Source organism: Mycobacterium sp. TH-M103 (genome assembly GCF_057473785.1).
The window spans coordinates 23,514-35,858 of the sequence record NZ_JBYCLG010000157.1; the positions used below are offsets into that span (position 1 = coordinate 23,514).

A 12,345-nucleotide genomic window follows, 5' to 3' on the forward strand; every position below is an offset into this window, starting at 1 on the left:
AGCGACATGACGAATCACCCGAGGTATTCGCCACCGCCGCAGCAGCAGCCGGGCTACCGCACCGCGCCCAACCAGCCCGGAGGCCCCGCGTACGCGCAGGGGCAGCAGCACCCCTACAACCAGCAGTACGACTGGCGTTACCCGCAGTCCCAGCCCTCGCCGACGGCACAGTACCGTCGGCCCCACGATCCGTTCGGTGGCGGCGGGCCGGGCGCCGTGCCCGGCGGCACCGGGGCGGGGCCGATGCCCGGGATGCTGCCCCCGATGGGCCCCCCTCCGGTACGCCAGAAGCGCTCCCGTGGGGGCCTGCTGGCCGCCGGCGCGCTGGCCATCGCGGTGGTGTCGGCCGGCATCGGTGGTGCCGCGGCCACGGTCGTCGAGCTGGGCGCGCACTCGACCGGCGGGCACGGCGGCCGCGTCATCGGGGCCGCTTCCAGCGTCCCGGCGGCCAACATGCCGGCAGACAGCGTCGAACAGGTCGCCGCCAAGGTGGTGCCCAGCGTCGTCATGCTCGAGACCGACCTGGGCCGCCAATCCGAGGAGGGCTCCGGCATCATCCTGTCCTCCGACGGGCTGATCCTGACCAACAACCACGTGGTCGCGGCCGCCGCGGGCCCGGGCCCGGGCAAGCCGCCGGCCGGACCCGTCAATCCGGCACCGAAGACGACGGTGACGTTCTCCGACGGGCGCACCGCGCCCTTCACGGTGGTGGGCACGGATCCGACCAGCGACATCGCCGTGATCCGCGTGCAGGGCGTCTCCGGGCTCACTCCGATCTCGCTGGGCTCCTCGTCGGACCTGCGCGTCGGCCAGCCGGTGGTGGCGATCGGATCCCCGCTGGGCCTGTCCGGCACCGTGACGACGGGCATCGTCAGCGCCCTGAACCGGCCGGTATCCACGACCGGCGAGGCGGGCAACCAGAACACCGTGCTGGACGCGATCCAGACCGACGCGGCGATCAACCCGGGTAACTCGGGCGGCGCCCTGGTCAACATGAGCGGCCAGCTGGTGGGGGTGAACTCGGCGATCGCCACCCTCGGCGCCGACTCGCCGGATGCCCAGAGCGGGTCGATCGGGCTCGGCTTCGCCATCCCGGTGGACCAGGCCAAGCGCATCGCCGACGAGCTGATCAGCAGCGGCAAGGCGTCGCACGCGTCGCTGGGTGTGCAGGTGACCAACGACAAGGGCTCTCCCGGCGCCAAGGTCGTCGAGGTCGTGCAGGGCGGTGCTGCCGCGAGCGCCGGCCTGCCCAAGGGCGTCGTCGTCACCAAAGTCGACGACCGGCCGATCAACAGCGCCGACGCGCTGGTCGCCGCCGTGCGTTCCAAAGCGCCGGGCGACAAGATCACGCTGACCTTCGAGGATCCCGCCGGCGGCGGCAGCCGGACCGTCCAGGTCACCCTCGGCAAGGCGGATCAGTGATGCGGGTCGAGGAGCCCTCGGCAGGGGCGTTGTCGGAGCTCGGATATACGGTTGCTCCCATGGAGACGGGTGCGCAATTGGTGGTGGGCCGGGCGCTGGTGGTGGTGGTCGATGACCGCACCGCGCACGGCGACGAGGACCACAGCGGGCCGTTGGTCACCGAGTTGTTGACCGAGGCGGGGTTCGTCGTGGACGGAGTGGTGGCGGTCGAGGCCGACGAGGTCGAGATTCGCAATGCGCTCAACACCGCGGTGATCGGCGGGGTGGATCTGGTGGTCTCCGTCGGTGGCACCGGCGTCACGCCGCGCGATGTCGCACCGGAGGCCACCCGCGAGATTCTCGACCGGGAGATCCTCGGCATCGCCGAGGCGATCCGGGCTTCGGGCCTGTCCGCGGGGATCATCGACGCGGGGTTGTCCCGCGGTCTGGCTGGGGTGTCGGGAAGCACCCTGGTGGTCAACCTCGCCGGTTCCCGGTACGCGGTGCGCGACGGGATGGCGACGTTGAATCCGCTCGCCGCCCAGATCATCGGGCAGCTGTCGAGCCTGGAGATCTGACCCCGCGCAGCCGCAGCTCAGTGCGATTCGGCGTCCGCGCGCGGTCCGTGGCTCGGGGGCGGCGTCTTGTCCACTGCACCGACGCGCTTGCCGGATGAGTCGCCGTTGGTCTGGGCCAGTAGGTCGCGGATCTCTTTGAGCAGGACGACCTGCGCGTCTTCGGCCACCTCGACTTCACCACGTTTGCGCAGCGTCGTGTACGGCAGCACCACCAGGAAGTACACCACCGCCGCGATGATGACGAAGTTGATCGCGGCCGACAAGACGTTGTTGAGGTCGATGGCCTGGCCGCCACCGATGCCGATCCGCAGGATGCCGACGTTCGACTGCTGGTTGACGCCGATGCGGTTGATCAGCGGCTTGATGACGTTGTCGGTGAACTGCGTGACCAGCGCGGTGAACGCGGTACCGATGACCACCGCGGTAGACAGGTCGATGATGTTGCCCCGGGAGAGAAACTCCTTGAACCCTTTGAGCATCGAGGTGTCCTTTCTGGGACTGGGCAGAGTTTGCTGCGGGTCACGCCCCGAGTCGTGGCCGGGCACTCAGTGCAGGGTCAGGGTTACCGCCTGACCCAGCGTCGAACCCGCCACCGCGTTCGCCACGCGAGCCGGCAGCGCCACCAACACTACGCGGTCGCCCTCGGTGGCCTGGGCTTTTCGACCGGCCGACACGAGGACCACGACGGCGTCGGTGGCCACCACCTTGCCGGCCGGCTGACCGGTCGCCGGCGAATCGGTGGCCGGCGCGGCGAGCACGTCGACGACGTCGCCGACGCGGACGAGGTCGAGGAGGGCCCCGTCGGCCAGGCGCAGCGGCACGATCCGCGCACCGGGGCCGGCAGTCGACTCGGCGAGCCGGCTGCCGAGCAACCGGACGTCGGTGAGCACTTCACCGCGGCGGGCCGGGCCCGCCAGCGTCGCACCGACCACGGCGCCCAGGTCGGCAGCTGAACCGTCGGGAATGGTTGCACGCGAACGAGTTTCGAGTCGGACATCGTCGGCGCTCAGCGCGGTGCCGGGGGTGAGGTCATGCGCGGCGACGACGACCTCGGCGTGATCGCCGTCCGGGCCCGGCCGCAGCATCGCGATCCCGGCGAGCACGACGAGCCCGCCCGCGGCCACCCGCCGGGCCCGCACGGTGCGGGTCCAGTCCGGGCGCGACGACGCCGTCAGTCGGCGCCACAACGAAGGGTTGAGCGAAGCTCCCGCCACGCCGCCACGGTAGGCGCCGGGGGCGCCGGCCGCGGGCGGGGTTGTGGATAACTGCTGAGCTAGCTCGACGCCGCCGCCGGGGACGGGGTGGAGCTGGAACTGGTGCCGGCCGATTTCTCGGCGGATCCGGACGCGGACTTCTCGCTCGAGCCCGAGCTCTCCGACGAGCCGCCACCCGAAGCGCCCGATGGGGCGGTGGAGCCGTTGGTGCCGCTGGATCCGTTGGCCCCGCCGGTCTTGGCCTTGCCCGACTCGCGGCTGTCGGTGCGGTAGAAGCCGCTGCCCTTGAACACGATGCCCACCGAGTTGAACCGCTTGCGCAGCCGACCGGAGCACTTCTCGCAGGTGGTCAGCGCGTCGTCGGTGAAGGCCTGCGTGATGTCGAAGCGGTCGCCGCACTCCGTGCACTCATAGGTGTAGGTCGGCACGTGAACCTCCGGGTCGGGGGCTTACAGGGTGGATAGAGCCTGTTAGCACTCTAGCGTTTCAAGTGCTAGAACCGCCACGTGGCCTGCTTCATTCCCCGGTGCCGGCCGCCAGGGCGATCACCCCGCGCCGTGGCGTGAGCGCGTGCGTCATCGCGACGTCGTGCGGCTCGGCGGGCAGCTCGTCGAGGAGCTCGTCGTCGCGCACCACGGCGATCAGGCGCGCCCGCGGGTCACGGGCCGGCAGCGAGCGGTCGTAGAACCCGGCGCCTCGGCCCAGCCGCACGCCCCGGCGGTCGACCGCGAGCGCCGGGACGATCACCAGCGCGGCCTCGGCCAGCGCGGAGGCCGGTAGCCGGGGTGGGAGGGGCTCGCGCAGCCCCCAGGGCCCGGCGGCCAGCGCGTCGGGCCGGTACTCGCCCCACTGCAACGGCATCGGGTCGCCGTCGGCGGCGGTGCGTGCCACCGGCAGCAGGACCCGCCCGGCGCGGCGGGCGAGCATGTCCAGCATCGCGACGGATCCGGGCTCGGTGCCCACCGGCACGTACGCGCAGACGGTGCCGGCGCACACCACGGGCTCCAGCGCCGCGCACAGCATGCGGGCCTCGGTGGTGCGAACGTTGTCGGGAACGTCGCGCCGCGCAGCCAGCAACCGCGCGCGCAGCGCGGTCTTGTCTACCCTCGCCACGGGTCCACGATGACAGCCCGGCCGTTACCGCCGCCACGCCCCCTCGCATCGGCGGTGCGGGTTATGGTTGTGTGCGATGTCACGAGCTGAAGTTCCCGTGCCTTACACGGCGATCGTCCCAGCGGCCGGCCTGGGTACGCGTTTCCTGCCGGCGACCAAGACGGTGCCCAAGGAGCTGCTGCCCGTCGTCGACACGCCGGGCATCGAGCTGGTCGCCGAGGAGGCGGCCGCCGCCGGTGCCGAGCGTCTGGTGATCGTCACCTCCGAGGGCAAGGACGGTGTCGTCGCGCATTTCGTGCAGGACCTGGTGCTCGAGGGCACCCTCGAGCAGCGCGGGAAGAAGGCGATGCTCGACAAGGTTCGGCGCGCACCACAACTGATCAAGGTGGAATCGGTCGTGCAGGCCCAGCCGCTGGGCCTCGGACACGCCATCGGCTGTGTGGAGCCCACCCTGGCCGCGGACGAGGACGCGGTGATGGTCCTGCTGCCCGACGACCTGGTGCTGCCGACCGGCGTCCTGGAGACGATGGCCAAGGTGCGCGCCGACTACGGCGGCACCGTGCTGTGCGCGATCGAGGTGGCCCCCGAGGAGATCAGTGCCTACGGGGTCTTCGACGTGGATCCGGCCGCCGGCTCGGACAACCCCGACGTGCTGAAGGTCAAGGGCATGGTCGAAAAGCCCAAGGCCGAGGACGCCCCGTCGATGTACGCCGCGGCGGGCCGCTACGTGCTGGACCGCGCGATCTTCGACGCGCTGCGCCGCATCGACCGCGGGGCCGGCGGCGAGGTGCAGCTGACCGATGCGGTCGCGCTGCTGATTTCGGAGGGCCACCCCGTCCACGTCGTCGTGCATCGTGGATCTCGACACGACTTGGGAAATCCCGGCGGCTACCTCAAAGCTGCGGTTGACTTTGCTTTGGATCGCGACGACTATGGCCCGGATCTGCGGCGATGGTTGGTGGCGCGGTTAGGCCTGACCGAGCGCTAGCCCGGCGAAACCATGCGGTCCCGGTGCACCGGGAGCCGCGTCACCGGGGATCGCGCCCGTCGGGGCTGGAGGGCAGAAAGGCGCGCTTGTGCGTTCTGTGGAGGAGCAGCAGGCCCGGATAACGGCCGCGGCGGTGGCCCCGCGGCCGATACGCGTCGCCATCGCCGAGGCGCAGGGCCTGATGTGCGCCGAGGAGGTGGTCACCGAGCGGCCCCTGCCCGGTTTCGATCAGGCCGCGATCGACGGCTACGCGGTGCGCAGCGTCGATGTGCTCGGCGTCGGCGAGGTCGGCAGTGACGAGCTCGACGGGATCTCGGGCGACGTCACCGAGGAGGCGGACCGGCGCGGCGGGCTGGTCCTGCCGGTGATGGGCACCATCGAGGCCGGTGCGCGCACGCCCAGCCGGCTGCAGCCCCGCCAGGCCGTCCGGGTGCACACCGGCGCGCCGCTGCCCACGCTGGCCGACGCGGTGCTGCCGCTGCGGTGGACCGACGGCGGGACGTCGAAGGTGCGGATTCTGCGCGGGGCGCCCTCGGGTGCCTACGTGCGCCGCGCCGGCGACGACGTCCAGCCCGGTGACGTCGCCGTGCGCGCCGGGACGATCATCGGTGCGGCCCAGGTGGGCCTGCTGGCGGCGGTCGGCCGCGAACGGGTGCTGGTGCATCCGCGGCCGCGGCTGTCGGTGATGGCCGTCGGCGGGGAGCTGGTCGACATCTCGCGCACCCCGGGCAACGGGCAGGTGTACGACGTCAACTCCTATGCGCTGGCGGCCGCGGGCCGCGACGCCGGCGCCGAGGTCAACCGGGTCGGCATCGTCAGCGGCGACCCCCGGGAGCTGCGCGACATCGTCGAGGGCCAGATCAATCGCTCGGAGGCCGTCGTCATCGCCGGCGCGGTCGGCGGCGCGGCCGCCGAGGCGGTGCGGACCGCGCTGTCCGAACTCGGCGAGATGGAGGTGGTCCGGGTCGCCATGCATCCCGGGTCGGTCCAGGGCTTCGGCCAGCTGGGCCGCGAGGGGGTCCCGACGTTTCTGCTGCCCGCCAACCCCGTCAGCGCGCTGGTGGTCTTCGAGGTGATGGTCCGGCCGCTGCTGCGGCTGTCCCTGGGCAAGCGCCAGCCGATGCGCCGGATCGTGCGTGCCCGCACCCTCTCGCCGATCACCTCGGTGGCCGGGCGCAAGGGCTACCTGCGCGGTCAGCTGATGCGCGACCAGGACACCGGGGAGTACCTGGTGCAGGCGCTCGGCGGTGCTCCCGGCGCCTCGTCGCACCTGCTGGCCACGCTCGCCGAAGCGAACTGCCTGGTCGTCGTCCCCACCGGTGCCGAGCAGATCCGCACCGGCGAGCTCGTCGACGTCGCCTTCCTGGCGCAACGCGGCTGAGGATTGCGATGCGCGTGAACCTGTTGCGCTACAACTCCCGTCACCCGGGTTGGCCCGTGGACGTCGGCCCGCTGCGGGTCCGCGCCGGCGTGGTCCGGTTGCGCCCGGTGCGCACGCGGGACGGCGCCCAGTGGAGTCGGGCGCGGCAGGCCGATCGTGCCCACCTGGAACCTTGGGAGCCCAGCGCGGAGGGTGATTGGGCGGTCCGGCATTCCGTCGCCGCCTGGCCGGCATTGTGTTCGGGTCTGCGGGCGGAGGCCCGCAAGGGCCGCATGCTGCCCTACGTCATCGAGTTGGACGGGCGGTTCTGCGGTCAGCTGACCATCGGCAACGTCGTGCACGGGGCCCTGCGGTCGGCGTGGATCGGCTACTGGGTGTGCCGGTCGGCGACCGGCGGGGGAGTGGCGACCGCGGCGCTGGCGCTGGGACTCGACCATTGCTTCGGTCCGGTCATGCTGCATCGCGTCGAGGCCACGGTGCGACCCGAGAACGCCGCCAGCCGTGCGGTGTTGGCGAAGGCTGGGTTCCGGGAAGAGGGCCTGCTGCTCCGATACCTCGAGGTCGACAAGGCGTGGCGAGACCACCTGCTGATGGCCATCACCGTCGAAGAGGTGTACGGCTCGGTGGCCTCGGCCCTGGTCCGCGCCGGCCGCGCCAGCTGGGTGTGACCGGGCGGCGGCCCGCGCCGCCAGCAACCCGACTGCCGACACGCGCTGTGACTGGCGCGACACGAGTGACGTTTGGTGCTTGTGAGAGCGAAATTACAGGTGTGTAATTGTGCTGGTCACTTGACCCGGCCGCGCTGGCCACCGACCGGCCTCGCGGGGATGGGAACGAAGAGAGCAGGTCATCATGCCAAGCATCCCGCAGTCGTTGTTGTGGATCTCGCTCGTGGTGCTGTGGCTGTTCGTCCTGGTTCCGATGCTGATCAGCAAACGCGACGCGGTGCGCCGCACCAGCGACGTGGCCCTGGCGACGCGGGTGCTCAACGGCGACGCCGGTTCCCGGCTGCTCAAGCGCGGCGGCCCCGCCGCGGGCCACCGCAGCGATCCCGACTGGAAGCCGGAGCAAGAGCCGGCCGACGACGAGTTCATGGGTGCTGACCAGGACCTACACCGCAACCCGGACGCCGACCAGGACCCCGAGACCGACGAGCTGCAGCGCGCCCGGCCGGTCGTCGTCCAGGTCGCCACCACCGGGTCCGCCGAGCCCGACTATCTCGACGTCGACGTCATCGAGGACTCCGGGGCCCTGCCCGCGGGAGCAAGCGCCGCGGCGACGGAACCGGCGCCCGTCGCCGTGGGCTCGGACGGCGCGCCGGAGGGGACCGACGCCGGCGCCGATGCGTCCGACGACGACGAAGCGGTGCGCGACGAGGAGGACCGCTACGACTATGTCGAGGACTCCTCCGGCCTCGAACCCGAGGCCGACGCCGGCGACGACGAGGACGAAACCCCGCGCCCGTCGGTCGCACCGGGCTCGCGGCGGCGCCGATTCGACTCCCGGAACGCCGCGGCGGTCAGCGCCCGCAAATACGTCTTCCGCAAGCGGGTGCTGATGGCGATGGCGGTCGTCCTGGTCGGTTCGGCCACCGCGGCGTTCGAGCTGACCCCCAGCGCCTGGTGGATCTGTGGCAGCGCCACCACCGTGACGGTGCTCTACCTGGCGTATCTGCGCCGCCAGACCCGCATCGAGGAGAGGGTGCGGCGGCGCCGGATGCAGCGGATGGCTCGCGCGCGGCTCGGCGTGGAGAACGCTCACGACCGGGAGTACGACGTGGTGCCGTCCCGGCTGCGGCGCCCGGGCGCGGTGGTGCTCGAGATCGACGACGAGGACCCGATCTTCGAACATCTTGACTACTCGGTGCCGGCGCGGAATTACGGCTGGTCCAGGGAATTGCCGCGCGCCGTCGGGCAGTAGTGCTCGCGGTTCGGCGGTTGGTGCCGCGCCTGGTAGCCTGCTATCGGTCAGGGGCTATGGCGCAGTTGGTAGCGCGACTCGTTCGCATCGAGTAGGTCAGGGGTTCGAATCCCCTTAGCTCCACAGAAATTGGTTTGACAGCGTTATTTGACTCGCTGCGCGCGCTGAAATGCCTCGCGTTCCACGGCCACCAGCGTGGTGTCCCCGATGGCCCGTACGGTGGCGATGCGCGGGACGTCGCGCAGGGTCGCCTGCTCGCCGAAGCCGTCCCCCGGGCCGAGGTCGCGCACCGTCCGCTCGCCCCTGAGCACCTGGGCGGCGCCGTCGAGGACGAGGTAGTAGGTCTGGGCGTAGTCACCCTCGCGGATGACGATCGCGCCGTCCGGGGCGGTCACCACGCGGGTGGTGTCGGCGAGCTCGCGGAGCTCATCGGCACCGATTCCGGTCAGGGGCTGCTGTGCCGCCAGCAGCTGGGCGACCGACCGGCCGCCCAGCGCGTCGTCGCGGTCCAGTTCCACCAGGCGTTCCTCCACCGGCGGGGCGGTGACCCCGCAAAGTCGGCCGGCGGCGCCGGGGTGGTTCGACAGGGCGCCGAGGAACTCGGCGCGATCGACGACCACCAGGTCGAGATCCTGGCGCGCCGTCACGGTGACAGGCGTGGCACGTCGTGGAGCAGGGCGATTTCGCCGAACGAGTCGCCGGGACCCAGCGTGCCCATCGGGCCGCCGTCGACGGTCACGTCGGCCTCACCCGCGGCGATCATGTAGAACCGGTCGCCGGGGTCGCCCTGGCGAATGACCTCGGCGCCCGCGGGCACCGCCAGACGGGCGGCGGCCCGCGCGAGCTGTTCGAGGGCGAGCGCCGGCAGCGGGGCCAGCACCGAGGTGGCCCGGATCACCGCAAGCTTGGCGGTGTCCTCGGCGCTGAGCACGTCGGCCAGACGCAATTGCGGCCACGCCAACGCCGTGATCAGGGCCGTCGCGGCGCCCACCATGATCAGGGTCGCCCCTCGAGCGCCTGCCGAGCGGCCAAGTGACGCAAGCGACTTCGCGGTTGCACCGGCAGTCCACCTGCCGGTCACGATCGCGCAATGATGTCCGCGACGGTCGGCGAGCGCCACGCGGCGTCAAAGTCTGGCAAAGCCCGCGAGAGGCGTTGTGCCGCTCGCGGAGTCGGTCACCCCGGCTTGCGCGCCGCGACGAACTGCAGCGCCCGCTGCGCCTGTTGGTCGATGTCGACCAGCCCCGCCGCCGCGAAGAGGTCGACGAAGCAGTGCCGGTCGAACATGGTGAGCCCGATCTGGCGGGCTCCGGTGGTCAGGATGTGGCGGATCGGGAAGAAGTCGGGGCTGTAGCTGGTCAGCACCGCGATCCTGCCGCCGGGCGCTAGCACCCGCACCATCTCGGATGCGACGCGATACGGCTCCGGCATCAGGTACAGCGCGCCGAAGCAGCACACGGCGTCGAAGGTCGCGTCGGCGAACGGCAGCGCGCGGGCATCGCCGCGGACGTAGCAGGTCCGCGGCGTGCTGTTGTCCAACACGGCCCGGGCCAACATCGGCTCGGAGATGTCGAATCCGACCCCCAGGCCGCCGCCGGCCAGGCGCCCGGCGAGGGGGCCGGTGAAATTGCCCGGGCCGCAGGCGACGTCGAGCAGCCGTCGAGCGGCGGCAAGACGCAGAGCCGAGGCCGCGCGCCGTTGCTCGGCGCCGGTGGTGACGCCGCTGGCCGTGTAGAAGGAGACCGGGCGCCACAGCCGCTCGTACACGGTCGCGACGAAGGGGCTGTTCATGGCGCGCTGGGCAAATGTCGGAGCCGGGGCGCGCGTCGATTCGCCCAGCACGTCGAGGAAACCATGCCTCAACACGGCGGGTGTGGTGAGCAGGGCGCGGGTCAGCGCTACCGGGTCGTCCTGGGTCACGGGCTCACTCTCGGCGGTTCGTCGCGGTCGTCGGCCTCGCACGAACGTCGTCCGAAACCTGATGCCAGCCTAGTAGCGCGGGCATGGCGGATCGGGGCCGCGGCCACCCGCGCAAAGACCGTTAGTCTGTCCTTGGGTATCTATTGCGACAATAAGTATGTAAAGTATCGGATAGATCCAACATCGGTATGGCAGTGTCGCGGTGGTCGCGGCCGCGGGGCGGCGTGTTAGGAGCGAGACGGGGCCTTGGGCAGGTTGATAATCACGCTGAGCTATCTATTGGATCGCACCTGCGGACGTCACTGCGTGCGGGCGCGCCGGGCCGCCGGGACGGGGTCGTCGCGCCCGAGGAGCGTTGCCCCGCGCGGTGCGCCGCACAGCGCCGTACAGATGGGTACCGAAGCATGACCAGCCTTGCGTTCTCGGAGTCAACCGAGCCCTACCGCGGGGCGTCGCCGGGCTCCTCCGCGCGTCCGTTCGGCCGGGACGTGGGGCGCGAAGGCGTTCTCCGATACCGCGGCTTTTTTGAAAGCGTTGTTGCCGAACATGATTCGACCGCTGGCGCCACCTCGGCGCCGCGCCTTCTGGGCGCTGGGCGTATCTTTGCGCGGGTGGGCCGCCGATGAGCGCTGAGGGCATGAGCTCGACGACGCCGTCCAACGGCGGCGCCGACTACCTACCCATCGGTCTCATCGACATCGAACTCGGCACCCCGCCGACCGAACTCGTCGACGACACGACCGCATTCCTGCTCGGCGCCGACCAGGGATCACCGTCGGCCGTGCTGAAGGTGGCCCGGGGCCTGCTGGGAACCGCGGAACTGCGCACCCAGCGCCGGGTGCTCTCCGAGCTCGCTATTCACCATGGCCTCGACGGCGCATGGCGCGAGCTGCTGCCCCGGGTCCTGGCCTTCGACGAGCGCAGCGACGCGACCCTGTCCGTGGAGTCGTTCCTGCCGGGCATCGGACTGACCGAGGCGCTGACCTACCACCCCGACCGCGTCGAGGAACTGACCACCGCGGCCCTGAGCGCGATTGCGCCACTGCATCGGCGGACCACCACATTCGTCGGCGTCGACAACGCGATCATGTTGTGGCGCTGGCTTGTCGGCCCCTTGGCCGGCCTGGCGCACATGTGCCGAAGGCTCGATCCCGGCCGGGCGGTGAAGGTGGACCGGCTCTCGCAGATGCTGCGCCGCGACGTGCGCGAATGGCGGATGCCGGTGGGCTGGACTCATGGTGGCTACACGCCCGCCAACGTCCTGGTCGACGGCGCGCAAGGCCAGGTCACCGGCATCGTCGACTGGGGCGGCGCGGGGCCGGGCCGGCCTCCGCTGATCGACGAATACCTGTTGATCCTCACGGTGGGTTGCCAGGTGCAGGGGGCCGACCTGGGCACGGTCGTCACCGAGCGGCTGCGATCCGGCGGACTTCTGGAACGGGAACGCAACGCACTGCACGCCGCGCGCGACCGATCCGGCACCGACCCCGGCGATCGTGATCTGGGCGAGGGACGCGTCGACGAGTGCGTCGCCGTTGTGCTGACCTGGTTGCACCACGTCGCCGACTTGTGGCGCAGGCGCGCCGCCCGACCGAATCACTATGCCTGGTGGGCGACCAACGTGGCACCGGTGATTGACCTCGCGGCCGCGTGGTATCCCGGCGGGGCCGGCTATTTCGCGGACGGCCGGGTCGGGGAGTGACGATGCGGTACCCACCGACCGCGGTCGGCACTGTCGGCGATTGCGGAGCCGAACACGTTGCAGTCGAACATTATTCATCATCGAACCGGAGGTAGCCGATAATGCGCACCCTCGTCACCGGCGCCGCC

Annotated in this window: 14 protein-coding genes and 1 tRNA gene; 8 read left to right on the forward strand and 7 right to left on the reverse strand. The window is 71.2% G+C overall.

Translation table 11 applies throughout. The features are described from left to right. Nucleotides 1-6: 6 nt before the first annotated feature. Both AC2VOR_RS09000 and AC2VOR_RS09005 read left to right on the forward strand, forming a co-directional pair. The gene (locus tag AC2VOR_RS09000; RefSeq protein ID WP_369737201.1) at nt 7-1,422 is read left to right on the forward strand and encodes a S1C family serine protease; all 1,416 of its coding nucleotides are present in this window, start codon (nt 7-9) and stop codon (nt 1,420-1,422) included. Beyond that, complete coding sequence (locus tag AC2VOR_RS09005; protein WP_369737202.1) at nt 1,422-1,979, forward strand: MogA/MoaB family molybdenum cofactor biosynthesis protein; 558 nt, start codon at nt 1,422-1,424, stop codon at nt 1,977-1,979. Before AC2VOR_RS09000 ends, AC2VOR_RS09005 begins: the two co-directional genes overlap by 1 nt. 17 nt (nt 1,980-1,996) lie before the next feature. Here the strand turns inward: AC2VOR_RS09005 and mscL are convergent, their stop codons facing one another. The 4 genes from mscL to AC2VOR_RS09025 form a co-directional block, all read right to left on the reverse strand. Continuing rightward, nucleotides 1,997-2,458 (reverse strand): large-conductance mechanosensitive channel protein MscL, encoded by a 462-nt coding sequence (mscL, locus tag AC2VOR_RS09010; RefSeq protein ID WP_369737203.1) that lies wholly within the window; start codon nt 2,456-2,458, stop codon nt 1,997-1,999. Nucleotides 2,459-2,524: 66 nt separating this feature from the next. Next, a complete protein-coding gene (locus AC2VOR_RS09015; protein WP_369737204.1) occupies nt 2,525-3,193 on the reverse strand; it encodes an SAF domain-containing protein in 669 nt (222 codons plus the stop codon). A gap of 59 nt (nt 3,194-3,252) precedes the next feature. Then, nucleotides 3,253-3,621 carry an FmdB family zinc ribbon protein gene (locus AC2VOR_RS09020; RefSeq protein ID WP_369737205.1) on the reverse strand — a complete coding sequence of 123 codons (369 nt, stop codon included), beginning with the start codon at nt 3,619-3,621 and terminating at the stop codon, nt 3,253-3,255. 88 nt (nt 3,622-3,709) lie between these two features. Beyond that, nucleotides 3,710-4,306, reverse strand: coding sequence for a 5-formyltetrahydrofolate cyclo-ligase (locus tag AC2VOR_RS09025; protein WP_369737206.1), 597 nt, complete (start codon nt 4,304-4,306; stop codon nt 3,710-3,712). A 76-nt stretch (nt 4,307-4,382) separates the two neighbouring features. Between AC2VOR_RS09025 and AC2VOR_RS09030 the strand changes: the two genes are divergently transcribed. The 5 genes from AC2VOR_RS09030 (at nt 4,383) to AC2VOR_RS09050 (ending at nt 8,718) form a co-directional block, all read left to right on the forward strand. Further along, nucleotides 4,383-5,294, forward strand: coding sequence for a UTP--glucose-1-phosphate uridylyltransferase (locus AC2VOR_RS09030; protein ID WP_369737207.1), 912 nt, complete (start codon nt 4,383-4,385; stop codon nt 5,292-5,294). Between the two features lie 88 nt (nt 5,295-5,382). After that, a complete protein-coding gene (glp, locus tag AC2VOR_RS09035; RefSeq protein WP_369737209.1) occupies nt 5,383-6,675 on the forward strand; it encodes a molybdotransferase-like divisome protein Glp in 1,293 nt (430 codons plus the stop codon). Nucleotides 6,676-6,689: 14 nt separating this feature from the next. Then, a complete protein-coding gene (locus AC2VOR_RS09040) occupies nt 6,690-7,343 on the forward strand; it encodes a GNAT family N-acetyltransferase (RefSeq protein WP_486963641.1) in 654 nt (217 codons plus the stop codon). A gap of 184 nt (nt 7,344-7,527) precedes the next feature. Next, nucleotides 7,528-8,595 (forward strand): divisome protein SepX/GlpR, encoded by a 1,068-nt coding sequence (sepX, locus tag AC2VOR_RS09045; RefSeq protein WP_369737210.1) that lies wholly within the window; start codon nt 7,528-7,530, stop codon nt 8,593-8,595. A 50-nt stretch (nt 8,596-8,645) separates the two neighbouring features. Then, nucleotides 8,646-8,718, forward strand: a tRNA-Ala gene (locus AC2VOR_RS09050). Nucleotides 8,719-8,738: 20 nt separating this feature from the next. Here AC2VOR_RS09050 and AC2VOR_RS09055 read toward each other — a convergent pair. The 3 genes from AC2VOR_RS09055 to AC2VOR_RS09065 form a co-directional block, all read right to left on the reverse strand. Then, nucleotides 8,739-9,242 (reverse strand): cyclic nucleotide-binding domain-containing protein, encoded by a 504-nt coding sequence (locus AC2VOR_RS09055; RefSeq protein ID WP_486963638.1) that lies wholly within the window; start codon nt 9,240-9,242, stop codon nt 8,739-8,741. Then, nucleotides 9,239-9,586 (reverse strand): cyclic nucleotide-binding domain-containing protein, encoded by a 348-nt coding sequence (locus AC2VOR_RS09060; RefSeq protein ID WP_486963639.1) that lies wholly within the window; start codon nt 9,584-9,586, stop codon nt 9,239-9,241. Before AC2VOR_RS09060 ends, AC2VOR_RS09055 begins: the two co-directional genes overlap by 4 nt. A 185-nt stretch (nt 9,587-9,771) precedes the next feature. Beyond that, nucleotides 9,772-10,515: a class I SAM-dependent methyltransferase gene (locus tag AC2VOR_RS09065; RefSeq protein ID WP_369737212.1), complete on the reverse strand. Its 744-nt coding sequence runs from the start codon at nt 10,513-10,515 to the stop codon at nt 9,772-9,774. Nucleotides 10,516-11,137: 622 nt separating this feature from the next. On the opposite strand from AC2VOR_RS09065, the gene AC2VOR_RS09070 reads away from it, so the two are divergent. Next, nucleotides 11,138-12,217: a phosphotransferase family protein gene (locus AC2VOR_RS09070; RefSeq protein WP_486963640.1), complete on the forward strand. Its 1,080-nt coding sequence runs from the start codon at nt 11,138-11,140 to the stop codon at nt 12,215-12,217. Nucleotides 12,218-12,345 lie beyond the last annotated feature (128 nt).